This window comes from Sorangium sp. So ce834, assembly GCF_051521425.1.
GTDB lineage: Bacteria > Myxococcota_A > Polyangia > Polyangiales > Polyangiaceae > Sorangium > Sorangium cellulosum_D.
This window is the reverse complement of record NZ_CP150351.1, coordinates 3,746,250-3,771,402: the sequence shown is the minus strand read 5'-3', so window position 1 is coordinate 3,771,402 and position 25,153 is coordinate 3,746,250. Positions and strand designations below refer to the sequence as shown.

Below are 25,153 nucleotides of genomic sequence, written 5' to 3'. Positions count from 1 at the left end.
TCAGGGACCGGTCGTGAACGTCGACTTGAACTCGGCCGCGATCCCGTTCCCGACGAGATCTCTCATGCCGCCCTTCGGCAGGACGATCTCGTAAGTCGTGTTCGGCATCAGGTCCTCGTCGGGGTCGAAGTTGACGATGCCCATGTACAGGCCGAACTTGCCCTTCACCTGCTGCCCGCCGACCGGCCGGACGATGAAGCTGCCGTGGTGAACCGTGGCGATCTCGACGTTGTCGGTGAGGCTGAGGCCGATGCGCGACTTCCTGGACAGACCCGTCGCCCCGTTCTTCGGCAGCACCGTGTCGACCGTCGGGGGCGTGGTGTCCGGCTCGGTGGAGTGCGCGGCGATGACCATACCGCGGTAGGGCAGCTCGTCGTCGGCCAGCACCAGCAGGCTGCCGACCGGGATCGAGAACTGATCGTCCCCGTTCGTGAACTCGAGCCGGCCCCAGATGCGGCTCTCGATCGACATCTGCTTGACGTTGCGCACGTCGATCTTGGAGACGCCGGCATCCGGCCGCAGGTGACCCAGGAACATATAGCCGTCGGAGAAGCTCATGTACTCGGACCCGGCGGGGTAGCCCTTGGCCCTGAACGCCGAGTCGGGCAGCGTGGCGAGGGGTGCATTGGCCGCGCCGATGTCGGTGGGATCGGTCAGCACGTCCCACACGCGCAGCGGCGACTGCACGTAGATGTGCTTGCCGTACAGGCCGCAGATGTAGCTCTTGCTCGGGGCGATGAAGTCGAGCGCGACCGGGTTCATCGGATCGCTGATGTCCATCGTCGCGATGCCGCCGTTGTCCTTCGGCGTCGTGATGACGAGCGTATTGCCCACGGCCCACAGCGGACCGGCGCTCACGCCGCCGAACTGTGAGATCGGGATCTTCCTAACGAACTTCACGTCCTCGGGATCCGCGGCGTCCAGGATGTGCAGACCCGTGTTGGTGCCGCCGACGTAGATGACGCTGCCCTGCCAGTACATGCCCCAGACGGCGTCGGTGAAGTCTCCGTAGTTGATGCCCTCGAGCTTGACGAGCTTCACGTGACGAGGCGCGCGGGCGTCGGTGACGTCCCAGATATCGACGCCCGTGCCCGAGGTGGTGACCTGGTAGAATTTGTCACCATAGCGGCCGAGCGACGTCTGGTGCGACTCCGCCTCGCCGACGCCCTTGGGCCCTCCCCTGGGATCGAAGCCAGGGCTCAGCATGCGCGAGAGCAACTTCGGATTGGCCGGATCGGCGATGTCGTAGAAGACGATCTCGGCGTTGCCGGCGCCTTGAACGTAGCCGTTGATGACGATCGGCTGGTTCTGATGGTGGCCCGCCTCGACCGTCGGCGAGATCAGGCCGTCTCGCCATTTGTCGCGCGGCAGATTGACCTTGTTCGCCGGCATCGGGACGTTCGGTAGCTTGCCTTCCGGGGCGGTGATCATGTCCGGCTCGATGCCGTCCGGGCCGCCGCCGGTACCAGCCGCCGTGGTGCCTCCACCCGAGCCGCTCGTGGAGCTGCTGCTCGTGGAGCTGCCGCTCGTGGAGCTGCTGCTCGTGGCTCCCACCGTGGACATCGGCGCCCCGCCGCCAGCGCCCGTCACCACGGAGGTGGTGTCGCCGGTGCCGCCGCCATCTCCTTCCGGCGTCGGGCCGAGGTCGGCGCCGCCGGAGCACGCCGCGAGCAGGGCGGCGAACGAAGGAAAGCCGAGCCAACGCATTCGTATCGTCTTCGAACGCATCCCTATCCTCTTCTGTAGGCGTAAGTAATGATGGATGGCCAGCCTGCGAAAGCTTGACGCCGGCGGTATCCACCGCTGTCGCAGCGGACACGCCGGGCCCGCGGACACGCGAGGCGACCCGTTGAGAGCCAATGTTAACGTTAACATGGCCGATGTCAACCGCGAACGCTTGTTCTACGTTTCAAGGAGAAAATTATTGTTAACGTTAACATTCACGCACAGCAGCGCGCCCTCGCGCCGCGAGGGATGCCATGCACCTCATCGCGTTCGCCATGCCTCCTTCGGGCTGGCGCGCGTCGCCAGACGCAGACGACGGAGTCCAACGTTGGCAGGCGTGCTCGCGGGCTGGCGTGGGCGGGGCGCGGCGCGGGGGGCGCGGCGCCCGGCACCCGGTCGTCGAAGGTCACCCCGGCGGCCGCAGGAGAGGCCGCGCGGGGCGCGGGGGCGTGCTGGCCAGTCGGCTACGTCCGCGCCTTCACGCGCTTGACCTTCTTCTTCTCCTTGCGCTCCAGGAGCCGCAGCACCGCCACGGACCTGTCGACGAGCAGATAGCGCTCGCCCCCTGCCCTCGCCGGCACCGTGCGCGCCGGCTCCTCGGCGGTGCGGGTGTCGACGAGCACCTCCCACCGCTCGCCGAACTCGATCGCGGGCAGCACGAACTCCAGCGGCGAGTGGTTCGCGTTGATGAGCACGAGCAGCGTGTCGCCCGTGATCGGCTCGCCGCGCGGGCCGCACGACCAGAGGGCGTCGCCGCCGAGCAGGTAGCCGATCGCGCGCGCGTTCGGGTGGGTCCAGTCCTCCGGCGTCATCTCGGCGCCATCGGGGCGGAACCACACGATGTCCTTGAGCCCGCTCCCGTGCACGTAGCCGCCCGAGAAGAACGTCCGCCGGCGCAGCACCGGCTGGCTGCGCCGGAGGGCGATGAGCCGGCAGGTGAACTCGAAGAGCTGCCGCCGCCGCTCGTCGAGATCCCAGTCGTGCCACGAGAGCTCGTTGTCCTGGCAGTAGGCGTTGTTGTTGCCGAGCTGCGTCCTGCCGATCTCGTCGCCGGCGTTGATCATCGGCACCCCCTGCGACAGGAGCAGCGTCGCGAGGAGGTTGCGCTTCTGGCGCTCGCGCAGCTCGACGACCGCCGGGTCGCTCGAGGGGCCCTCGACCCCGTGGTTGTAGCTGTGGTTGTTGTTCGTGCCGTCCCGGTTGCCCTCGCCGTTCGCCTCGTTGTGCTTCTCGTTGTACGAGACGAGATCGTTCAGCGTGAAGCCGTCGTGCGCCGTCACGAAGTTGACGCTCGCGTACGGCCGGCGCCCGCTCGACGCGTACAGGTCGCTCGACCCGGTGAGCCGGTAGCCGAGGTCGGCCGCGAGCAGATCCCCCTTCCAGAAGCGGCGGACCGAGTCGCGGTAGCGATCGTTCCACTCCGTCCAGAGGACGGGGAAGTTGGCGACCTGATACCCGCCCTCGCCAACGTCCCACGGCTCGGCGATGAGCTTGACCCGCGAGAGGACCGGGTCCTGGTGGATGATGTCGAAGAACGAGCTCAGGCGGTCGAAGTCGTGGTGGCCGCGGGCCAGGGCCGACGCGAGGTCGAAGCGGAAGCCGTCGACGTGCATCTCGGTCACCCAGTACCGCAGGCTGTCCATCACCAGCTTCAGCGTCTGGTAATGGCGCGTGTTCACCGTGTTCCCGCAGCCCGTGAAGTCCATGTAGTAGCGCGGGTTGTGCGGCACGAGCCGGTAGTAGGCCCAGTTGTCGATCCCCTTCAGGGAGAGCGTCGGGCCGAGGTGGTTGCCCTCGGCGGTGTGGTTGTAGACGACGTCGAGGATCACCTCGATGCCGGCGGCGTGGAGCGCCTTCACCATCGCCTTGAACTCGGCCACCTGCTGGCCGAGCCGCCCGCTCGACGAGTAGCGGCCCGCGGGCGCGAAGTACGAGAGCGTGTTGTAGCCCCAGTAGTTGATGTGCCCGCGCTCCCAGATCTCGCGCTCGCTCGCCATCTCGTGCACGGGGAGCAGCTCGAGCGCGGTGACGCCGAGCTTCTTGAAGTGGGCGATCGACGCCTCGGAGGCGAGCCCCGCGTAGGTGCCGCGCAGGTGCGCGGGGACGCCGGGGTGCCGCTGGGTGAACCCCTTGACGTGCACCTCGTAGATGATCGTGTCCTGCCAGCGGGTCGCCGGCGGCCGGTCGCCGTCCCACGCGAAGCGGTGGTCGACGACGACGGACTTCGGCGCGCCCCAGGCGCTGTCGCGATGGCAGATCTCGAGGTCGTCGAGCACGGTCGGCGGCGGCGGCGTCGACGCGCCCTGCTTCACGCGCGGCTCGGCGGCGCGGCGATCGCTCGCCTTGCCCGCGCGGCCGCCCTCGCCCTTGTCGGCCGCCGCGCCGTCGCGCCCCGCCTCCTTGGGCCGGCCGGCGCCGCCGCCGTCGCCGCGCTCGGGGGGCCCGCCGCGGTCGTAGGCGTAGAGCGGCGCCTTCCAGTTCGGCTCGCCGGAGAGCGCGTACGCGTACGGATCGACGAGGAGCTTCGCCGGGTTGAAGCGTTGCCCGGAGCGCGGATCGTACGGCCCGTGCACCCGGTAGCCGTAGAGCTGGCCGGGCTTGAGCCCCGGCACGTACCCGTGGAAGACGTGGGCCGTTCGCTCGGGGAGCTCGATGCGCTCGCGCTCCACGACGTCGTCGACGGCCTCGAAGAGGCAGAGCTCGACCTTCGTGGCGGACTGAGAGAACAGCGTGAAGTTGACTCCCTCGCCGTCATAGACGGCGCCGAGGGGGGTCGGCGTGCCGGGCCATATGCGTCTGGTCATCGGAAAAACCTGTGGAGCCGCCCTATTCGCGAAATCGGCGCCGCTGTCGAGACACAAGCGCGGCCGGCTCGATTTTTCGCCCCCGGAGCCCGGATCGCCCGCCGGGATCAGGCGCCGCCCGCCGCCGGGATCGGGCGCCGCCTGCGCGCCTGCCCGGTCCCGCGCCGACGCGCGCAGGCAGGGCGATGACGCGGCGGCGCCGGGGCGGCCCGACGAGCAGATGGAGCATCGCCAAGCGCGCGAGCCGGGATAGACTCCGCCCCGAACGCCTGGAGCCAAGCGAAAAACGCCCATGTCTTCCCCCTCTGCCGAAAATCAGTCCCAGGGCTCGTCCCAGAGCTCGCCTCCTCCGTCCGGCGCGCGCCGTCGCATCTCCGGCGTGACGGTGCCGCTGTTCTCGCTCCGCAGCGATCGCTCGTGGGGCATCGGCGAGATCGGAGATCTCCCCGAGTTCGCCGCGTGGATGCGCGGCGCGGGGCTCCGCCTCGTGCAGCTCCTGCCGCTCGGCGAGGTGTCGGGCGGCGAGACGTCGCCGTACATGGCGCTCTCCGCGTTCGGCATCGACCCGATGTACATCTCGCTCTCGGCCGTGCCCGAGCTCCCGGCGGAGCTCTACGGCGAGGCGCTCGGCGACGACATGGCGGCGCTCGATCGCGCGAAGCAGAGCGCGCGCGTCGACTACGATCTCGTGCGCCGCGTGAAGGGGCGGGCGCTGCGCTTCGCCTTCGACAGGTTCGAGCGGGAGCACCACGCGAAGCAGACGCCGCGCGCGGCCGAGCTGGCCGAGTTCGTGAAGCGGCAGTCGGACTGGCTGCCCGACTACGCGCAGTTCCGCGCGTTCAAGGACGGCTTCGGCGGCGTCGCGTGGTGGGACTGGCCCGAGGAGATCCGCGAGCGGAGGCCGGAGGCGCTCGAGAGGCTGCGGCGGGAGCGCGCGCGGGACATCCTCTACTACGAGTACGTCCAGTGGCTCGCGCACGCGCAGTGGGAGGCGGCGCGCGCGGATCTCCGGGAGAAGGGGGTCGAGATCATGGGCGACCTCCCGTTCATGGTGTCGCGCGACAGCGCCGACGTGTGGGCGCACCAGGGCGAGTTCCGGCACGACATGTCGGTCGGCGCCCCGCCCGATCAGTTCGACACGGAGGGGCAGAACTGGGGGCTCCCGCCGTACTACTGGGCCCGGATGCGCGAGAACGGCTTCGCGTGGCTCAGGCGGCGCTGCCGCTACACCGGGCTGCTCTGCGACCGGTTCCGGATCGATCACCTGGTCGGCTTCTACCGGACGTACATCTTCCCGGAGCGCAAGAGCCAGGGGCAGGGCGGCGAGCGGCCCAGGGCGACGTTCGATCCGGCGGAGGAGCCGGAGCAGCGCGAGCACGGCGAGCGCGTGATGCGGGCGATGATCGAGGGGGCGGCGGAGACCGGGGCGCAGCTCGTGGCGGAGGATCTCGGCGCGGTGCCGCCGTGGGTGCGGGCGTCGCTGACGGCGCTCGGGGTGCCGGGGTACAAGGTGCTGATCTGGGAGAAGGACGACGTGGTGTTCCGCAATCCGGCGGAATACCCGCCGCTGTCGGTCGCGTGCTTCGGGACGCACGACACCGACTCGGTGGTGGCGTGGTGGGAGTCGCGGGACGACCGGGAGCGCGCGGGGGTGCTCGATCTGCCGCAGCTCGCGCCGCGGCGGCACGAGTTCGGGCGGGAGTTCACGAAGGAGACGCACCGGGCGCTGCTCGACCTGATCCACGGGTCGAAGAGCGAGCTCGTGCTGCTGCTCGTGCAGGACGTGCTCGCGACGCGGGACCGGATCAACACGCCGGGGACCGTGGGGCCGGAGAACTGGTCGCTGCGGCTTCCGGCGCCGCCGGCGGAGATGGACCGGGATCCCGAGGTGCGGGGGGCGCTCGGGCGGGTGCGGGAGAGCGTCCAGGCGAGCGGGCGCGGCTAGGTAGCGCCGGGGCCGGGTGAGCTGAAACGCCCGGCCCGAGGGGAGTGAGCTCGTGGGGGCGCGGCGCGGGGGCCCCGCCGAACTCGCCTGAGATGTGAGCCATCCGGCAAGCCGGATGGCTCACATCTCAGGCTCAAACATCGGCCCATCCCCCGCACCGCGCCCCCACGAGCTCACCCCCTCGGGCCTACCGATGTGCAGAGGGGCGGCGGACATCGGGCCCCTCGAGAGCACAGACCCTCGGCCATCGCGCGGAGCGATCGCGGACTTGCTTGACAGGCAACCGGATGGTTGCATATTGACATGCAACCGATCGGTTGCATGATGGGGCCGGTGAGCGGCTCGATGGACAAGGTCTTCAAGGCGCTCGCGGATCGGAGCCGCAGGAAGCTGCTCGATCGGCTGCACGCCGAGAACGGGCAGACGCTGGGGCAGCTCTGCGAAGGGCTGGACATGACACGGCAGGCGGTCAGCAAACACCTGGCCGTGCTCGAGGACGCGAACCTCGTCGTCGTCGTCTGGCAGGGGCGCGAGAAGCTCCACTACCTGAACCCGGCGCCGATCGGCGAGATCTACGAGCGATGGATAGGCAAATACGAGCGCCAGCGCGTGCGGGCGCTCGACGCGCTCAAGCGCGCGCTGGAGGGAGAGAGCAACGATGAGTAAGCCCGAGTTCGTCTACGTCACGTACATCGCCTCGACCCTGGACAAGGTGTGGGAGGCGCTGACCACCGGAGAGTTCACCCGGCAATACTGGGGCGGCAGGACCATCCAGTCCGAGTGGAAGCCCGGGTCCGCCGTGAAGCACGTCAAGGAAGACGGCTCCTCCGACTGGGAAGGCGAGGTCCTCAAGGCCGAGCCGCCGAAGGTCCTCTCCTACACATGGAGCAACGCGCACGGGGAACGCTCGTCGCGCGTCACCTTCGAGCTCGCCCAGTTCGGCGCGCACGTGAAGCTCACCCTCACCCACGACCAGTTCGAGGAGAACAGCAAGGTGCTCCCCGCCATCAGCAACGGCTGGCCCGCGATCCTCTCGAGCATGAAGAGCCTCCTCGAGACCGGGAAGGCCCTCTACCCAGAGTGGCGGTGACCCCGCCGGCATGTGGCCGCACTGCAAATCCATCGACCCGCTGGAAACGCCGGTCCGCCCCGCGCGCCGGCGGTTGGGGAGCCCACGCGGCCTGACTCGCTGCGTCGTGGTGGCATGATTCACGAGGTCGTGAAGTACATACCGGCGAAACATTCCGGAAAACTGCCTCCTCTTACCTTCGCCGTCGAGGAGGCCACCAGTGAACGAAATCAACGCCTCGGACACCACCTGGCTCCTGGTCTCGTCGGCAATGGTCCTGCTGATGACGCCAGCGCTGGCCCTGTTTTACGGGGGCATGGTCCGAACCAAGAACACGCTCAGCACCTTCATGCATAGTTTCTTCGCCATGGGCATCGTGACCGTGGCGTGGGTGACCATCGGGTATTCGATGGCGTTCGCCGAATCCAAGGGCGGGCTGATTGGCGGCCTCGATCACGCGTTCCTGAACGGCGTCGGCACCGAGCCGCGCGCCGGGATGACCGTGCCTCACCTCCTGTTCATGGCGTTCCAGATGATGTTCGCCATCATCACGCCGGCGCTGATCTCGGGCGCCTATGCCGAGCGCATCAAGTTCTCGTCGTATGTGGTGTTCACGCTGCTCTGGTCGCTCGCGGTCTACAGCCCCATCTGCCACTGGGTCTGGAACCCGGGCGGCTGGCTCCTCGCGCGCGGCGCGCTCGACTTCGCCGGCGGCACCGTGGTGCACCTCGCCTCGGGCGCGAGCGCGCTCGTGATGGCGATCGTGATCGGCAAGCGCAAGGGGTACCCGACGCGCAAGATCGTGCCGCACAACCTCACGATGACGCTGCTCGGCGCCGGCCTGCTGTGGTTCGGCTGGTTCGGCTTCAACGGCGGCTCCTCGCTGGCCGCGAACGGGCTCGCCTCCGTCGCGTTCGTGAACACGCACATCGCGGCCGCCATCGGCGCGCTCGCCTGGGCGCTCATCGAGGCCGTGCGCTTCGGCAAGCCGTCGCTCCTCGGCGTGGCGTCGGGCCTCGTGGCGGGCCTCGTCGCCATCACGCCGGCCGCGGGCTTCGTCGGGCCGATGGCGTCCGTCGCGATCGGGCTCGCGGCGGGCGCGGTGTGCTACGGCGCGGTGATGCTGAAGGGCAAGCTGGGCTATGACGACAGCCTGGACGCGTTCGGCATCCACGGCGTGGGCGGCCTGCTCGGCGCCCTGCTCACCGGTGTGTTCGCCTCGAAGGTGTGGAACTCGGCCGGCCAGGACGGCCTCATCAAGGGCAACTCGGCGCTGCTCACCGAGCAGGCGATCGCCGCCTTGGTCGCGGCCGCCTACGCGGCGCTGGTCACCTTCGTGCTCGTGAAGGGCATCAACGCGGTGATGGGCTTCCGGGTCGATACCGAGACGGAAGACGAGGGCCTCGACGGCGTCCTCCACGGCGAGGAGGCCTACGCGCTCGGCGAGGGCAGCGCTCACGCCGTCGAGTCGATCCCCCCGACCTCCTCCGCGCCCGCCCCGTCGCCGGTCCTGGCGCGCGAAGGCGCCTGATCCAGCGCAGCGGAAGCGCGCCCGCGAGGGCCGCCTGGCACCTGCCGGGCGGCCTTCGCCGCTTTGTCCCCCCCCCCGCCCTTCGCCAGCAGCGGCGCGAGGCGCCGGAAGGGCGCGCCGCCTCAGCTCGCGGCGCGCAGCCACTGCCGCGAGAGCTCGAGCACGCGCGCGTTCTCGGGGATCTCCCCGAGGAAGCTCCGGCGGTGCGCGGCGGGCAGCCGCTCCGCCCGCGCGCGCAGCCGCTCGCCCACGCCGGCGACCACCGCGCACGCGGCCTCCCGCTCGCCCGCCGCGTGGAGCGCCTCCGCGTGGACGAGGTGCGCGAACGTGCCCTTGTAGCCGGGCGCGCCCCAGCGATCGTGCGCCGACACCACCTCCGTCGCCGTGGCGAGCGCGTCCTCGACGCGGCCCGCGGCGAGCTGGATCGAGGAGAGCAGCGCCCGCGCGCCCGCCTGCTCCAGCGGCAGGAACGCGAGCAGATCGATCGCCGTCAGCGCCTCGCGCTCCGCCGCCTCGAGATCGCCCTCGCGGCGGAGCAGGCTCGCGAGCGCCCAGCGCGCGAACCCCTGCTGCAGCGGGTTGCGCCGCTCCAGCCCCATGCCCAGCATCGCCCCCGTCTCGGCCCGCGCCCCGTCGAGCGCGCCGCGATCGATCAGCATCTCGATGCGCAGGAACGTCCGCAGCCACGACACCGGGCCGAGCTCCTCGCCCGCGGACATCGTCTCGAACAGCTCGCGCTCCGCCCGGTGGAGATCGCCGAGCAGCCGGGCGTTCATCCCGATCGCCACCTGCGACACGATCGACCCGCGCCAGTAGCCCGCCTGCACGAAGCTCGCGCGCGCCGCCTCGGCCTGGCACAGCCCCGCCCACAGATCCCCGTCCCGCCACGCCTCGTGGAACGCCTGCGCGATCTGCAGCCACCCGCGCGCCACGGGCTCGCGATCGGCGACCGGCTCCGCCACCGCACGCACCCGCCGCGTCAGCGCCTCGGCGAGCCGGAACTCGCCCAGCTGGGCCGCGTAGTAGCTCCCCACCCCGAGCGCGAACGCCGCCACCCCCGTCGCCTCCGGCGCGAGCTCCACCGCCTGCAGCGCGCGCATCGTCGCCGTGAACTCGTCCATCCGACCGAGGTGGATGTCCGCGGTGATCTTCGCCGGCACCGTCCGCACCCACGGCATGCTCCCGGGCATCAGGAAGCGCTGCGCCTGCTCGAGGTAGAGCAGCGCGTAGTCCCACTCGCTGCGCCACGCGTGCACCTCCGAGAGCACGCCGAGCAGGCTCAGCTGCACCGCGTCCGGCACGCCGCACTCGAGCCCGCGCCGGGCGCGCGCGATCGCCGCGTCCGCGTCGCTCCCCCGCAGCGCCTGCTCGGCCGCGCGCAGGTAGAAGCTCCCCGCGCGCAAGAGGTCGAGCCCCCGCTCGTAGTGCTCGGCGAGCGTCGTCGGCTCGCTCGCGCCGTTCTGCTCCAGGAACGCCGCGGCGAGCCGGTGCCCGAGGACGCGATCGGTGTCCGTGAGCATCTCGTAGGCCCCCTCCCGCAGGAGCGCGTGCCGGAACATGAACTCCTCGTCCCCGGGAAACCGGCTCTCCGTGCGGCGGACGAGCACCTCCCCGTCGCAGAGCTCCGAGAGCACGTCGTGCGGAGCGGCCCACGGCTCCGCGCTCCCGAGCAGCGCCTCGACGCCGCCCCGCCAGAAGACGTCGCCGAAGACGCTCGCCGCGCGCAGCACCTTGCGCGCCTCGCCGTCGAGCGCGGCGAGCCGCGCCTGGACCATCGCCAGCACCGTCTCCGGCAGCACGTCGCCCTTGCCCTCGGCCACGGCCCGGATCAGCTCCTCCAGGTAGAACGCGTGGCCGTCCGCGTGCGCCACGAGGCGCGCCACCGTCGCCGCGTCCAGCTCCTCGCCGAGCGCGTGGCGCACCAGGCGCTCGCACGCCTTCTTCGGCAGCTTCGCGAGGTGGATCACGCTGAGCGCGCGCCCGCTCCAGAGCGACGGGAACAGCTCGTGGACCTCGGGGCGCGCCAGCCCGAGCACCATGAACGGCTGCTCGCCGAGCGCGCCGAGCACCGCGTCGACGAAGCGCACGGTCGGCAGATCGCCCCAGTGCAGGTCCTCGAGCACGAGCAGGACGGGGTGCGCCGACGTCTCGGCGGTGAGGAAGTCCTCCCACGCGCGGCGCATCTGCTTGCTCATGGTCTCCGCGTCGTCGCGGGCCGCCCGCAGGAGCGCGCTCTCGGCGCCCGGGAACGGGACGCCGGCGATCTCCCCGAGGAACACGGCCACGCGCTCGCGGTCGGGGCCGGGGACGTGCCGCGCGACCCGCGCGAGGATCTTCTGCTGGCGGGCAGCGGCCGCCTCGCCGCCGTGGATGCCGCACGCGCCGCGGATCGCCTGCCCGAGCAGGCCGAACGCCGAGCCCACGCGCAGCGCGTCGCCGCAGCCGGTCCAGATCTCGACCGGGCCGCCCTCGGCGCGGAGCGCGCGCGTGAACTCGTGGGCGATCCGGGACTTGCCGATGCCGGGGGGCGCCGTCACGAGCACGGCGCGGGCGACCGGCATCTCGACGCACTCGGCGAAGATCGTCTGCAGCGTGAGCAGCTCGCGATCCCGCCCGACGCACGCGCTCGCCCTGCCGAGCAGCGTCTGCGCGCCGCCCGCGCGGTCGCGCTCGCCGTGGAGCTCCCGCCGCTCGCCCTCGCCCGACACCTCGAACCGCGCGCCGAGGAGCCGGGCCGTCACGTCGTCGATCGCGATCGGCGGCGCGCGCGTGTCGAGGTGCCGCTGGGCCGCCCGCCGCGCCGCGCAGGCGCCGAGCAGCCGCGCGGCCCGGTCGATCGCCTCCCCCATCGGCAGCTGCCGCGCCATGTGCGCCCGGCCCGTGGAGAGCGCCATCGGCCGGGTCGGGGCCAGCTTCCGCAGCGCCAGCGCGCAGCGCGCCGCGTGCGCCGCCTGATCGGTCGCGTCCCGGCTCGCGACGATGGCGATCACCGCCGAGCCGTCGGCGAGCGCCTCCATGTGCCCGCCGTGCGCCTCCACGACCTGCCGCAGCTGCGCGTCCACGGTCACCTGCAGCGTCTGATCGGGCGGCGCGGTGTCGGCCTCGGGCTGCGCGGGCTCCTTCCCCACGAGCAGCACGGAGAGCAGCCGCAGCTCGCTCGAGGTGAGCGCCTCGGGGCGCTCCGACGCGGCCCCGCGCGGCGGCCCGCAGCCGGCGGACCGCAGGGTGCTCAGGATCACGGCGACGGTCGCCCCGTCGCTGAGGCGCTCTTCCGGCTCCTTCGCGAGCATCAGGTGGATCACCGCGTCGAGCTGCGGGGGGACCTCGGGGCGGAGCGAGCGGACCGCGGGGACCTCGCCGAACAGGATCTTCGCGAGGATCGCGGGGATGTTCTCGCCGACGAACACGGGGCTGCCCGTGAGGCACTCGAAGAGCACGCAGCCGAGGGCGAACACGTCGGCGCGCGGCGTGAGCGCGTTGTACCCGACGCGCGCCTGCTCCGGGGCCATGTAGGCCGGCGTCCCGAGGGCGACCCCCGTCAGGGTCATCGGCGTCGCGTCGAGCCGGCGCGCGATCCCGAAGTCGAGGATCTTCACCTGGTCTATCTGCCCGTCGACGAGGAACAGGTTGCTCGGCTTGAGATCGCGGTGGACGACGTCGTGGGCGTGCGCGGCCGCGAGCGCCTCGCCGGCCTTCACCCCGAGCGTCAGCGTCTCTTCGACGCTGAGCCGGCCGCGCAGGAGGCGCCGCGCGAGATCCTCGCCTTCGAGCCACTCCATGGCGAGGTAGGACTTGCCCGACGAGGCCCTCCCGTGGGCCACGTGCCGCACGATGCCCGGGTGGGAGAGCTCCGACAGGAGCCTTGCCTCCCGCTCGAACCGCGCCTCGTGCGCGCCCTCGCCGAGCACCACCTTGAGGGCGACCGTCTCGCCGGTCGCCCGATCGCGGGCCCGGAACACCTCCCCCATGCCGCCGGAGCCAGCGAGCGTGAGGAGCTCGAACCGCTGCCCGACGACGTCGCCGACACGCATGAAAGAAGTATTGCCCGGTTGCCGATGCGCTGTCCAGCGCGCGAGAAGGAGAGTCGGTTCCTCGCGTGGTTCGCGCGGCTCGCGTGGCTATGGTTGCGATCCTCGTATGATTTCTCGCTCTACGTCTCTCGTGCTCGACAATCACGCTGGCAGCCGACATGCACGTTCATGACGTGCTTATGTCCAGGCGTGTCCACGCCGAGCGACGCGCGAGCGTGGGAGTCCACAGCGCTGCGCGCGCGCTCAGCGCGGGCCGCGGAGGGTCACTCCGAGCCTCGGCGACGGCCCGGATCCGGCCGCGCGCCGCGCGGCGGCGCCTCGCCATTACGTCTCGTGCGGAGCGCGCGGAGCCCCTCGGACGCGAGGCCCTCGAGCGCGGACGACAGCGACTGATGCGTGGACAGATCGCCGAGATCGATATCGAGGGCGACCAGGCTCATCGCGATCTCCGGGCGCACGCCGACCAGGATCACACGGGCGCCGAGCAGGGCAGCCGCGCGGTGGATCTGCTCCAGCGCGTGGGCGGCCGGGGCGTCGAGACGCGGGACGCCGGTGATGTCGAGCAGCACGCAGCGCGCCCGGTGCCGGTTCACGCCCTCGACCACGCGCTCGAGCACCTCCCGGGCGCGGCCGGTGTCGAGCTCGCCGATCAGCGGGACGAGCAGGACGCCGCGCAGGAGCGGGATGAGCGGGCAGCCGAGCTCGCGCACGGCCGCCGAGAGCGCGCGCTCGCGCAGATAGGCCTCCTCCAGGCTCGCGTGCTGATCCGAGAGCGACTGCAGCAGCGCGTCGCGCTCGAGGGCCGCGCTGAGGAGCGCGCCCCAGATCGCGACGGTGCCCTCGTCGCCGGCGCTCTCGATCGAGCCCGGGCCGACGATCGCGAGGACCCCCCAGTCGCGGTGGAGCGTGCGAATCGGCTGGAGGGTCACCATGAATGGGCCGCCGGCGGTCGAGGGCGGCAGCAGCTCGGCGGGCGGGAAGGCCTCTCGCGCGTAGACGTCGCCGAGGGCGGGAGTCGGGGTGCCATCGCGGCTGTAGGCGCCGGTGACGACGAGGCGCTCGCGGGTCATCGGGTCTTCCCAGAGCCCGAGGCACCCCCAGACCGCGGTGGTCGAGTCGAGCCACGAGAGCGAGCGGGACTCTTCCTGGGTGCCGCCGAGCAGCGCGAGGCTCACCTCGTGATCGGACCGCACGACCACGCCGAGCTCCTCGACGAACTGCCGCTCGGCCTCGATCCGCGCCAGGGTGAGCGAGAGGCGCAGTCGCTCCAGGAACTCCTCGACGCGCGCCTCGGCCGACTCTGAAGCTCCCGCGGTCCGCCCCGCGCGCGGGCCGCGGTGCCGGCCGAGGAGGCGGGCGATCCCCATCAGGCTCTCCACGTCGGGTGTGAGGCGGACGGCCTGCTGACAGGCCTCGTCGATCGCGCCCGACGGAGGGGGGCTCGTGCCCTCGAGCGCCGCGAGGTGCCCCTCGATCACCGCGGCGACGCCGGGCCACACGGCGGCGGGGGGCGTATCGGACGGGAGCGGATGGCCGATGAGCAGCTCGACCATCTGCCGGGCGAGGACGCCGCCGGCGACCTCATCGGGCGCGCCGCCCCGCCGGTGCAGGAAGCTCTGGAGCATGTTGCACCCGCAGGTCCGCCGCGGGACGAACGAGGTCGGCGCGAGCACGGGCCCGGGCGGGACGGCCTCGCCGGCGAGCTGCGCCAGCACGAGATCGCACGCGATCTTCCCGAGGCCGTCGAACCGCTGGCGCACGGTGGTCAGGGGTGGGGTGGACCACTGGGCCTCGGTGATGTCGTCGAAGCCGACGATCGCGAGATCGTCGGGGATGCGGCACCCCGCGGCCTGGAGGACGGACATCATGCCGAGCGCGTTCTTGTCCGTGGCGACGACCGCGGCGGTGAATTCGCCCCGGCGCGCGAGGATGGCCTCTGCGGCCCTGGCGCCGCCGGATTGCCAGTTGTTCTCGGCCTCGAAGACGAGCCCGGGGTCGAAGGGGATCCCGCTCTCGGCGAGCGTCTCCTTGTAGCTCTCGAAGCGCTCGCGGATGTCGTCCTGGTCCATGAAGCCGACGTAGGCGATGCGCCGGTGCCCGTGCTCGACAAGGTGGCGCACCGCGGCGCGCATGCCCTTGCGGTTGTCCGGCATCACGGTCGGGCAGCCCGCCTCCGGGGCGCAGGTGCTGATCGTGGCGAGCGGGACGCGCGTCGCCGCGAGCCGCTCGATGCCGTCGGTGGCGAGCACGACGATCCACCCATCCACCTGGTCCCGGGCGAGCGAGGGAGCCTGGATGAAGTCGGGGGTGCCGCATATCACCACGACGCGGTGGCCGCGCTGCTGCGCTGCTTGGTGGACGCCTTTGAGGATGGCGCTGAAGTAGAAGCCGTCGAGGAAGGGCGTGAGGACGCCGATGGTGGTCGGGCGGGAGGGCATGGGGGGTGCGGACGCGCCTGGCGTCCGCATCGTCGCGGTCCGGGCGTGGGCCTCGTCGGTGCTCATCCTACCGGACATCGCACCACCGGAGGAACGCCCGCGGCGGCGAGATCGCCTCGCGCGCCGAGCGCAAATCGTGCTCCCCGCCCGCGGCGCGAAGCGCGCAGCGCCGCGCGGAACGCCGGGGCACTCGCCGCCTCGCCGGCGTCGGCGCGCGGCCCGCGAGCCTTCCCCATCCGAGTCTCCTCGTGTACACGCGATGGAAGCGAACCAGCATCGGCGCCCGTAAATCCTGTGTGACTTGTGATCCACCCGCGTGTACACAGGCCCCCTACAATTTGGCGACTGAGCTAACATTTCTCTCCGTGATGACGCGCCGCACCCCACGAAATCGCCCCCTCCCCCGCCGCGAGCCCGGTCCGCCGGCGCGAAGGGGGCGGCGGTGAGCGGTCCGGCCGTACGTACGCTGATGTCGGTCCTCGGCGCCTGCGTCGCGCTCGCCCCGGCCGGGGCGCGGGCCGAGGAGTGCGACCGCGGGGCCGCCGACGTGTCGTGGGTGCGCCTCGCGGGCGCGGAGGCGCAGTGCCCCACCGCGGCCCAGTTCCGCGCCGAGATCTCGCGGCGGCTCGGGCGCGATCTCGTCACCACGGGCAAGGTCGCCTCGATCGAGGCCGTGGTGCAGGGGCAGCCCGGCGCCTGGTCGGCCACGATCCGGACCCAGCTGTGCGACGGCGCCCCGCCGACCGTCCGCGAGTTCTCCGACCACGGCCAGAGCTGCGGCGGGATCGTGGCCGCGGCGGCGGTGCACATCATGCTCACCACCGATCCCGAGGCCGCCCTCTCCCCCCCGGCCGAGGCCCCCCCGCCGCCGGCCGCCGCGCCAGCGCCGCCGCCGGCCGCCGCGCCAGCGCCGCCGCCTCCGCCGGCCGCCGTGCGGGCGCCGAGCGCGCCGGCGGCCGTGCGGTCGCCGGAGCCGCCGTTCCCCTGGCCGGCCGAGACCCGGGCCGCGCCGCCGCCGGCCGAAGATCCGCCGTCCGCCGGGCTCTCGGTCGCCTGGCGCGGGTTCGCCTCGGTGGGCCTGGTCCCCTCGCCCGGCGCCGGCGTCGCCCTCTCGGGCGAGTGGGCGGTCCTGCCGCGGTGGAGCCTCGAGACCGGGGCCCTCTGGCTCCCGGAGCAGCACGCGACCCAGCGGACGTTCGCCTTCGGCCTCACGGCGGGCTGGCTCGGCGGCTGCCTGGAGGCGGTCCGGAGCCGATCGCTCGCCCTCGGGCTCTGCGGCCGCGTGGTGGCGGGCGCCATCTACGCGGTCGTCTACGGGGACGAGCAGATCACCCCGACGATCCTGCCGACCGACGTCGGCTCGCGGGCCTGGGTCAGCCTCGGGGCCGGCACGCGGCTCGGCGTCCGCATCGTCGGGCCGCTCCGGCTCGAGACCGGGATCGATCTCTTCGTTCCGATGACGCGGTACAGCTTCCAGCTGCAGGACGGGCAGCCGGCGGGCTTCGAGCAGCCCGCCGTCGGGGGCGCGGCGTTCGCCGGGGTCGGGGTCACGTTTTGATGAAGGATCCCACGGCTGGCGGCATTCACCGGACCGTGGAGCAAGCTTTACGAGCAGAGGTCCTGGGCGGCGCCAAGCCGTCGCCGCGGAGCCTCGTCGCCCTACACGCCGAGCACGGCGGATTCGTCTGGGCCACCCTGCAGCGGTTCGGCATCCAGCATCCGGATCTGGAAGATGCCTTCCAGGACGTCTTCATCGTCGTCCAGCGGCGGCTCCCGTCCTTCGACTGGGCCTGCCCCATCACGACCTGGCTCTTCGCCATCTGCCGCCGCGTCGCCGCGTCGCACCGCCGCCGCGCGCACACGCGGCGGGAGCGCCTCGGCGAGGTGGTGGACGACGTGCCGGACTCCGCGCGCGGCCCCGAAGAGATCACCTCCCAACATCAGGCGAGATTGCAGCTCGATGGCATCCTCGAGGCCATGGATCTCGACCGAAGAGCCGTGTTCGTCATGTTCGAGATCGAAGAGATGCCCTGCAACGAGATCGCGAGCCTGGTCGGCGTCCCGGTCGGCACCGTATACTCGCGCCTCCACGCGGCACGAAAAGAGTTCGCGACGCTGTTGAAGAAGAGCGAGGCCGAGCGCGCCCGCAGGGGGGTCCAATGAGCGATCCGAAGCGATGGAAGCAGGAAGGTGGCGGCGCCCCGCTGGGAGCGCGCGAGCTCCTCCTCGCCGCCTCGCGCCCGCGCCCGATGACCTCCGCCGAGCTCGCGCGCACCGCGGCCCGGGTGGCGCCGCTCGCGACGAGCGCGGGCGCCGGGGCGACGGTGCCGATGTGGATCAAGGGGATCTTCCTCGCGGTGGGCCTCGGCGCCGGCGGTGCCGGGCTCTACGCCTCCCTCGACGACGGCCGGAGCGCCGCCGCGCCGGTCGCGCCGCTGACCGACCTGCCGCTGGAGCAGCTGTTCTCGAGCGCGCGGGGCGGCCTGCCCACCGCCGCGCCGCCGCCCGCGCCCGAGCCGGCGCCCGCCCCCGCGCCGGCGGCGGAGCCGGCGCCCGTCGCCCGCCGGGAGGCGCCGCGGAACACCCGGCCGGCCGCGCCGGCGCCCGACGCGATCGCCGCGGTGGACAACGACGACCTGGTCCGGGAGTCGAACCTCGTCGACCAGTCGCGGGCCGCGCTCGCGCAGGACCCGGCGGCCGCCCTCGCCGCGCTGGCCCGGCACGAGGCCGATTTCCCCCGGGGGCGGCTCGCGGAGGAGCGGGAGTTCATCGCGATCCGCGCGCTGATGCGCCTCGGGCGCGCCGACGAGGCGCGGGCGCGCGCGGCGGCGTTCATGGCGCGCTACCCGTCCAGCTCCTTCACCGAGCCGGTGCGCCGGATCGTCAGCGCGGCGCCGTGACGCCGTGACGGGCCGAGGGCCGCGAGGCCGCGGCGCCATGGCGGGCTGAGAAGAGCGAAGCGCCCCTCACGATTTCGTGAAGGGCCAGCGAGCTCGGCAGCATTCACGGGGCATGCGGCGATCGTCGACGAGGTTGGGCCGGCGCGCCGGGCCTGGCGGCCAGGTTGGCCCACCCGGGGCGGCCGTCGTCCGCCCGGCGGCCTCCGCGCCCCCGCCCGCCGCGTGCGCGGCCGACGCCGCCGTCGTCGGCCGTGAAGCCGAACCCCGCCGACGACGGCCATGGCGGCGAGATCCGTACACCGCCCCATGAACGTGGGCGATCGCGGGACAGGCATCTTCCTGGACGCGGAGCTCTTCCCTATCGACGACCGCGGCTCGGGCAGCGAGCGTCGCGCGTTACTAGCGCTTCACATACGAGCTCCCTGCGACGTTCGAGCACATGAGCGGCGATTCCCTCGTCTACGCGAGCGATGGTGGTCTGTTCATCGATGGCCGACAGGCGCCGCGCGCGCGGCGCCTGGCATGTCACGAACACGACATCGGATAAGGCTTGATCGGGACGTAAATACCACTAATATTCAGCCCGCGTTCACGGGCAGCCGCTCCGGGAGATGACGGCGTCTTTTCGCCTCATCGCAGAGCCGTAGGCTCGACGCTATCCATGCACGTCGTGCCCCGCTCGGGCGCGCGATCGATTCGTGTCTTCGTAGGCCGACGCGCGCGCTCGCCCGCGGTCGTCGGGCTCTGTCCGCACGTTCATCCATCACCCGGGAGCGCGCGCGCTGCAGCGCGGGCTCCGTCGTTTGTCGTCGTCGTTCTCAGGAGGTTTCATGTTCTCTAAGCCGTCGAGTTCGAGCAGTCCGGTGCGCCCTCATGTTGGTTCTGCCCCCGCCGGAGCGCTCCGGCGGGCGCGGCGCGCCGCGCTGGTCTCGCTCGCGATGCTGCCGGTCTCCTGCGCGGATCTCTCGCCGACGGGCGGCGATCCGGCCGATCTCGCGGAGGGCGACGTCGCGTCCGCCGCACAGGAGCTCTCCCTGGCGTTCCCGATCGAGGGGCGCAAGTCGCTCGTCGTCACGAACGCCGATATCCTCAGCGCGTTCACGCTGAAGGACGTGCTCCAGCAGCTCATCGATCAGGCGGGCGTCAGCCTGACGCCCCTCCAGCTGTTCCAGCAGCTCATGGACACGAACCGGAAGGCCGCGGACGGGCTCGGGCTCGGCCCGAACTGCGATGACGTGGTGATCCCCGGCTCGGACGGGTCCATCAACGGCTGGCCGATCGACTGCCCCCGCGCCGTGGGCTTCGAGGCCGACCGGGATCCCTTCGCCGACGAGACCGCGGACAACGCGTACGTCGCCACGACCCTGTCGAACCGCTTCGACCTCGCCCCGCCGGACGGCGCCAACTGCGGTGAGTACCGCGTGGTCTTCGCGAGGCGCTCGGGCATGACCCCGGGGGCGTTCCAGCTGCGCAACTTCATCATCTTCGAGGCCCGGCTGCCCAACCCGACGCCGAGCCTGGGCCGGGAGGGCTGCCGCCCGATCGTCGATTTCTGGTACGGCCTGTCGGACCCGTCGAAGAGCCTCGCGACCCGGAAGGACGCGCTGCACGACTTCTACTTCGACGGGCTGCCCGGGTTCGAGCCCGTCATCCACATCGATCACTACGGTCAGAACACAGGGCCGTTCGGCGGCCAGATCCGGACCAACGAGTTCCTCTTCGCCCCCGAGGTCGTCGGGGATCCGCCCGTGCCCTTCACGACGTGGAACCTGCGGGAGTTCAGGCTCCTGCACAGCGGCTCCGGGACGAGCGCCACGCTGGTCGCGACCCCGTCGTTCGTGAAGGACACCCCGGCCGCGCCGCTCTTCGATCCCGCGTCGACCGACGCGCGCGCCGTCACCTTCCGGAGCACGTCGTTCCCGAGCCTGGTGGAGCGGCTCGCCGCGGCGGACGACATCAACCGCTTCGCGTTCGAGCCGGGCTACCCGACGACCATGAACGCCGGGGAGAGCCAGATGATCGGGCTCCAGAACAACTACTTCGCCACGTTCGGCAGCGGGACCTCGGCGCTCAGGACCAGCATCCAGAACAAGCTCACCGCCATGGGCAGCACGCTCACGCCGGACCAGATCGTCGGGCGCGCGTTCTCGCTGTCGTGCAGCGGGTGCCATGAGCCCATCGGCGACGCCACGGGCTCGCCCACCGTCGAGCTCGACCTCGGCACGACGGATACGCTGGCCAAGACGGCCCCGTTCGTCCAGACGACCGAGCAGCTCGAGAGCGACCCCATCGAGGGCGGGCAGCGCTTCGCCATCTCGGAGGCGCTCACCGAGGTGTTCATCCCGTTCCGTGAGGACGTGATGGCGGACTTCCTCCTCAACAACCCGATCCTCGGGTTCGAGAAGCCGGGCGCGTGGACGTCGACGCAGGCCCAGCTCTCGGTGCACACGGGCCGGGTCGTGGAGGGCATCTCCTCCCTCCAGATCCTGACGCCGGGCACGTTCCACGCGATCGTCAGCCCGAATTTCAGCACCGCGGGCCTCACGATCGGCGACAAGATCACGGTCGACCTCTTCGTGTCCCCCGCGCAGCCGAACCCGAGCTGGGTCGGAAACCTCGAGGTGCTGATCTCGATCCCGTCGGCCGGCATCAACAACCAGTGGGCCGGGAACGTGCCGCTCACGCCGATCACGCGGGGATCGTTCCAGAGGATCCAGTTCGCCTCGCTGCCGACGGCGACAAAGAACGCGCTGAGCGCGACGCCGCGGCCCACCGATGTGAAGCTGCAGTTCAACTTCAACGTGACCAGCGACTCGGGCCCGTACTACCTGGACAACGTCCGGTTCGAGAATTAGCGGGGGCGGGCGCTCGCGCACGCGAGCGCGCGCTCAGGAAGAGGCGCCGGTGCTCTCCCCCCCCGACCGGCGTCCTCTTCCTTTTTTCTTTTGTGGCCCGACCGTCGACCCTCCTCACGCGCGCCCGCGCCCGGCCACGCCGCGAGGCGCTCGCTCACCAAGGAAGCTTCGCGCAGGATTTCGCTTCCCGGTGAACAGGGCCGGCCAAATCCGTGCTCTCTGCCGATCGGATGAAGGATAGCCGCGGTCGCCACATCCAGGGATCAGGTGGCATGATCGACGACCGGGACGGCGCGGCAGGCCAAAGCAGAAGCGGTGCCAAGGCCCGATGGGGCGCCGTGCAGGTGCATGTAGGCGCCAGGGAACGCCATGACAATCACCGTTTCCGCAGGCTCACGCGCAGGAGGGCCGCAGCAGCGATCCGTCGGGCACAATCCGCCAAGACGGACAAATCATCCGTTATAGTAGACAAGCGCCGTGGGCTTTGTTATGACGCGCTCATGTCAGGCATTGCCATCATCACTGGAAGTGTTTCCGCCCGTTCGAAGACCGCCGCGCTGGCCGCCCGGATCGCGGCGCGGCTCGGGCGCGAGGGGTTTCGCGTCACCACCGTCAACGTCCGCGATCTCCCCGCCGAGGACGTCCTCTTCGGCCGCGTCGATTCGCCCGCCGTCGCGGACGCGGCGAGGATCGTCGCGGAGGCGTCCGGGGTCGTCATCGCGACGCCCATCTACAAGGCCTCGTACACGGGCGCGCTCAAGGCGTTCCTCGACCTCCTGCCGCAGTTCGGGCTCGCGGGGAAGGCCGTGCTGCCGCTCGCCACGGGGGGGACGCTCGCGCACGTGCTCGCCATCGATTACGGGCTGCGCCCGGTCCTCCAGTCGCTCGGCGCTCGGCACGTGCTCCCCGGGCTCTTCCTCCTCGACAAGGCGCTCCGGCTCGGCGAGGACGGGGCGCTCGAGATCGATGACGAGCTCGGAAGCAAGCTGGAAGAGGTCGTGAGGCCCTTCATCGACAGCGTGCTCCGCGAAGGCCTCCCGCTCCCGGCGCGCGACGTGGCCGCCTGAGGTCCGGCCGGGGAGGAGGGCGGCGCGCGGCGCCCTCCGGTTCGATCGCACGGAATCGCAAGACACCCGCCAACAATTCCCGGTGCTTCGAGGTAGACCATGCGCTTGCTCACCCTCCCCACCCCGGAATCGACCACGGCCCCGACCGAGCGCGCCACGGCGCTCGCCTTCGAGGATCGCCGATCGCACCAGCTGCTCCAGCGCGTGAAGCAGGCGGCCGCGGGCGACGCGGCCGTGCTCCTCGCCGGCGAGACCGGGACGGGAAAGGAGATCCTCGCGCGCTACGTGCACGAGCTCGGCGCGCGCCGCAGCCGGCCGTTCATCGCCGTGAGCTGCGCGGCGCTGTCGCCCGCGCTCGCGGAGAGCGCGATCTTCGGCGTCGAGCAAGGGAGCGGCGCGAGAGGCCCCGCCCCGAAGCGCAGCCTCGTCGAGGCCGCCGAGGGCGGCACGCTCTACCTCGACGAGATCGGGTATCTGCCGCTCGGCGCGCAGGCCGGGCTGCTGCGCTTGCTGCAGGATCGCGAGGTCGTCCGGCTCGGCGCGCGGCAGCCGGTGCCCGCCGACGTGCGCGTCATCGCCGCGACGAGCGTCCCGCTCGAGGACATGGTCGCCGTCGGCAGGTTCCGTGAGGACCTGCTCTCCCGGTGGAGCGGCGCCGCGATCGCGGTCCCGGCCCTGCGCGAGCGGCCGGGCGACATCCTCCCGCTCGCCCGGCATTTCGTCGCCGTGTACGGGCGCCGCCTCGGCCCCGCGCCGTGCGTGCTCGCGTCGTCGGCGATGGAGCGCCTGCTCGCGCACCCGTGGCCGGGCAACATCCGCGAGCTGGAGCACGTCATTCAAAAGGCGCTCCTCGTCTGCCGCGCCGGCCGCGTGACAGGCAACGATCTGCGGCTCGCGAGCCTCCCCCCGAAGGCGCCTCCGCCCCCGCTCCCCGGCGCATCGAGCGGAGTCGACGCCTGGATGGCCACGCTCGAGAGCGCCATCACCGCCCTGTTCGAGGGCGACCTTCCCAACGTGCACGAGCGCGTCGAGGAGATCGTGATCCGCGCCGCCTACCGCCGCTGCGAGCGCAACCTGGGGCACACGGCGAACCGGCTCGGCGTCAGCCGCGACCTCGTGCGCGCGCGCCTGCTGCAATCCGGCGAGCTCGCGGCGCCCCCCACGTCGGAGTCCCCGGCCACGCCGTCGAGGGCCGGGGAGGCGCGCGCGGCGGTGCGAGAGCTCCTGGCCCCCGAGCCCTGACCGCGCGCCGCGCGCGCGCACGGTCGGCGCCGCCCGGAGCAGCCCGGCGGCGCGCGCGACGCGGCGCTCTGGCCGGCTCAGCTCTGCGACCGCTGGGGGAGGATGTCGTTGGCGATCACCTCGCCGAACGGCCCCGTGAGGTTGGTGCGGACGTCAGGCCCCTTCCGCGCGATGGAGAGCCGCGGGAAGAGCAGCTCGGCGACGCGATAGGCCTCCTCGAGGTGCGGATAGCCCGACAGGATGAAGGTGTCGATCCCGAGCTCGCCGTACTCCCGCATGCGGAGCGCGACCGTCTCCGGGTCGCCCACGAGCGCGGTGCCGGCGCCGCCGCGCACGAGCCCGACCCCGGCCCAGAGGTTCGGGCTGATCTCGAGCGCCTCGCGCCGCCCGTCGTGCAGCGCCGCCATGCGCCGCTGGCCCTCGGAGTCGAAGCGCGCGAACGCCTGCTGCGCCGCGGCGATGGCGCGGTCGTCGAGGTGCCGGATGAGGTCGTTCGCCGCGGCCCACGCGGCCTCGGCCGTCTCGCGCACGATGACGTGCAGGCGGATCCCGAAGCGCACCTCGCGCCCCTCCGCGGCCGCGCGGCGGCGCACGTCCGCGATCTTCTCGGCCACGGCGGCCGGGGGCTCGCCCCAGGTCAGGTAGACGTCGTGGTGGCGCGCGGCCAGCGCGTGCCCCGCGGGCGACGATCCGCCGATGTAGAGCGGCGGGTGCGGCGCCTGGATCGGAGGATACAGCAGCTTCGCCCCCTTGACGCGCAGGTGCTTGCCCTCGAAGTCGACCGTCTCGCCGGCCATGACGCGGCGCCAGATGGTGAGGAACTCGTCGGTCACGGCATACCGCTCATCGTGTCCGAGGAAGACGCCGTCGCCCTCGGCCTCCGCGGGATCGCCGCCGGTCACCACGTTGAGGATCAGGCGGCCGTCGGAGAGCCGGTCGACCGTGGACGCCATGCGGGCAGCCCACGTGGGCGAGACGATGCCCGGCCGTAGCGCGACGAGGAACCGCAGCCGCTGCGTGAGCGGGATCATCGCCGACGCGACCGCCCAGGCATCCTCGCAAGACCTCCCGGTGGGGAGCAGCACGCCGTAATAGCCGAGGTCGTCGGCGGCCTGCGCGATCTGGCGAAGGTAGGAGAGCGAGACGGGGCGCGCCGCCTCGGCGGTGCCGAGATAGCGGCCATCGCCGTGCGTCGGGAGAAACCAGAAGATGTTCATGAAATCGTGGGCTCCTCGCCCGTGGATCACCGGGCCGGCGGCCCGCAGGCACGTTTCGCGCCGCAGCCGCGATGTCATGGGATTCCGGCCGAGCGCCGGCCGCCGTCCGGGAGCGCCTGCGCGCACCGCGCCCCTGCCGCTGCTGCTGGAGCAGCAGTTGCTGCTGGAGCAGCAGCGCGCGCGCAGCGTCTGCTGCTGGAGCAGCAACGCCGGACAGGCTTCATGGCGCAACGACCGAGTCCGGGCGGGCTTCACGGTGGCACGGCTCGTGCCTAGTTGTAAGGCCATTTCCGACTTTAGCCAGTGATGTGCCCATGGCGCGCGACGTC

Annotated in this window: 16 protein-coding genes; 11 read left to right on the top strand and 5 right to left on the bottom strand. The window is 71.9% G+C overall.

What is annotated here, in order from left to right:
- Together WMF20_RS13815 and glgX are read right to left on the bottom strand one after the other, a co-directional pair.
- On the bottom strand, positions 1-1,728 hold the full coding sequence (locus WMF20_RS13815) for an Ig-like domain-containing protein (RefSeq protein WP_437613905.1): 1,728 nt from the start codon (positions 1,726-1,728) through the stop codon (positions 1-3).
- Positions 1,729-2,189: 461 nt separating this feature from the next.
- Entirely contained in the window at positions 2,190-4,529 is a 2,340-nt protein-coding gene (glgX, locus tag WMF20_RS13810) for a glycogen debranching protein GlgX (protein ID WP_437613903.1), read from the bottom strand.
- Positions 4,530-4,821: 292 nt separating this feature from the next.
- Here glgX and WMF20_RS13805 point away from each other — a divergent pair, with 292 nt between their 5' ends.
- The 4 genes from WMF20_RS13805 (at position 4,822) to WMF20_RS13790 (ending at position 9,074) form a co-directional block, all read left to right on the top strand.
- On the top strand, positions 4,822-6,474 hold the full coding sequence (locus WMF20_RS13805; protein ID WP_437613901.1) for a 4-alpha-glucanotransferase: 1,653 nt from the start codon (positions 4,822-4,824) through the stop codon (positions 6,472-6,474).
- 345 nt (positions 6,475-6,819) lie between these two features.
- Positions 6,820-7,140: an ArsR/SmtB family transcription factor gene (locus tag WMF20_RS13800; protein WP_129581359.1), complete on the top strand. Its 321-nt coding sequence runs from the start codon at positions 6,820-6,822 to the stop codon at positions 7,138-7,140.
- On the top strand, positions 7,133-7,564 hold the full coding sequence (locus tag WMF20_RS13795) for an SRPBCC family protein (RefSeq protein ID WP_129574792.1): 432 nt from the start codon (positions 7,133-7,135) through the stop codon (positions 7,562-7,564). Before WMF20_RS13800 ends, WMF20_RS13795 begins: the two co-directional genes overlap by 8 nt.
- A 199-nt stretch (positions 7,565-7,763) precedes the next feature.
- Positions 7,764-9,074, top strand: coding sequence for an ammonium transporter (locus tag WMF20_RS13790; protein ID WP_437613899.1), 1,311 nt, complete (start codon positions 7,764-7,766; stop codon positions 9,072-9,074).
- A gap of 122 nt (positions 9,075-9,196) precedes the next feature.
- On the opposite strand, the gene WMF20_RS13785 is transcribed toward WMF20_RS13790, so the two are convergent.
- On the bottom strand, positions 9,197-13,105 hold the full coding sequence (locus WMF20_RS13785; RefSeq protein WP_437613897.1) for a protein kinase domain-containing protein: 3,909 nt from the start codon (positions 13,103-13,105) through the stop codon (positions 9,197-9,199).
- A gap of 263 nt (positions 13,106-13,368) precedes the next feature.
- Entirely contained in the window at positions 13,369-15,543 is a 2,175-nt protein-coding gene (locus WMF20_RS13780) for a substrate-binding domain-containing protein (protein WP_437613895.1), read from the bottom strand.
- A 442-nt stretch (positions 15,544-15,985) separates the two neighbouring features.
- Here WMF20_RS13780 and WMF20_RS13775 point away from each other — a divergent pair, with 442 nt between their 5' ends.
- From WMF20_RS13775 to WMF20_RS13750, 6 genes are all read left to right on the top strand, one after another.
- On the top strand, positions 15,986-17,101 hold the full coding sequence (locus WMF20_RS13775) for a hypothetical protein (RefSeq protein ID WP_437613893.1): 1,116 nt from the start codon (positions 15,986-15,988) through the stop codon (positions 17,099-17,101).
- Positions 17,101-17,706 carry an RNA polymerase sigma factor gene (locus WMF20_RS13770; RefSeq protein WP_129574788.1) on the top strand — a complete coding sequence of 202 codons (606 nt, stop codon included), beginning with the start codon at positions 17,101-17,103 and terminating at the stop codon, positions 17,704-17,706. The genes WMF20_RS13775 and WMF20_RS13770 overlap by 1 nt, the downstream gene beginning before the upstream one ends.
- Positions 17,703-18,443 (top strand): hypothetical protein, encoded by a 741-nt coding sequence (locus WMF20_RS13765; protein WP_437613891.1) that lies wholly within the window; start codon positions 17,703-17,705, stop codon positions 18,441-18,443. Before WMF20_RS13770 ends, WMF20_RS13765 begins: the two co-directional genes overlap by 4 nt.
- A gap of 863 nt (positions 18,444-19,306) precedes the next feature.
- The gene (locus WMF20_RS13760) at positions 19,307-21,298 is read left to right on the top strand and encodes a hypothetical protein (RefSeq protein ID WP_437613889.1); all 1,992 of its coding nucleotides are present in this window, start codon (positions 19,307-19,309) and stop codon (positions 21,296-21,298) included.
- Positions 21,299-21,798: 500 nt separating this feature from the next.
- Positions 21,799-22,365, top strand: a complete 567-nt coding sequence (gene ssuE / locus WMF20_RS13755; protein WP_129574785.1) for an NADPH-dependent FMN reductase — start codon at positions 21,799-21,801, stop codon at positions 22,363-22,365.
- A 99-nt stretch (positions 22,366-22,464) separates the two neighbouring features.
- The gene (locus WMF20_RS13750) at positions 22,465-23,607 is read left to right on the top strand and encodes a sigma 54-interacting transcriptional regulator (protein ID WP_437613886.1); all 1,143 of its coding nucleotides are present in this window, start codon (positions 22,465-22,467) and stop codon (positions 23,605-23,607) included.
- Between the two features lie 77 nt (positions 23,608-23,684).
- On the opposite strand, the gene ssuD is transcribed toward WMF20_RS13750, so the two are convergent.
- Positions 23,685-24,824, bottom strand: a complete 1,140-nt coding sequence (gene ssuD / locus WMF20_RS13745) for an FMNH2-dependent alkanesulfonate monooxygenase (RefSeq protein ID WP_437613884.1) — start codon at positions 24,822-24,824, stop codon at positions 23,685-23,687.
- Between ssuD and WMF20_RS13740 the strand changes: the two genes are divergently transcribed.
- On the top strand, positions 24,817-25,131 hold the full coding sequence (locus tag WMF20_RS13740) for a hypothetical protein (protein ID WP_437613882.1): 315 nt from the start codon (positions 24,817-24,819) through the stop codon (positions 25,129-25,131). The two genes, ssuD and WMF20_RS13740, sit on opposite strands and share 8 nt — an antisense overlap.
- The last annotated feature ends 22 nt before the right edge of the window (positions 25,132-25,153 follow it).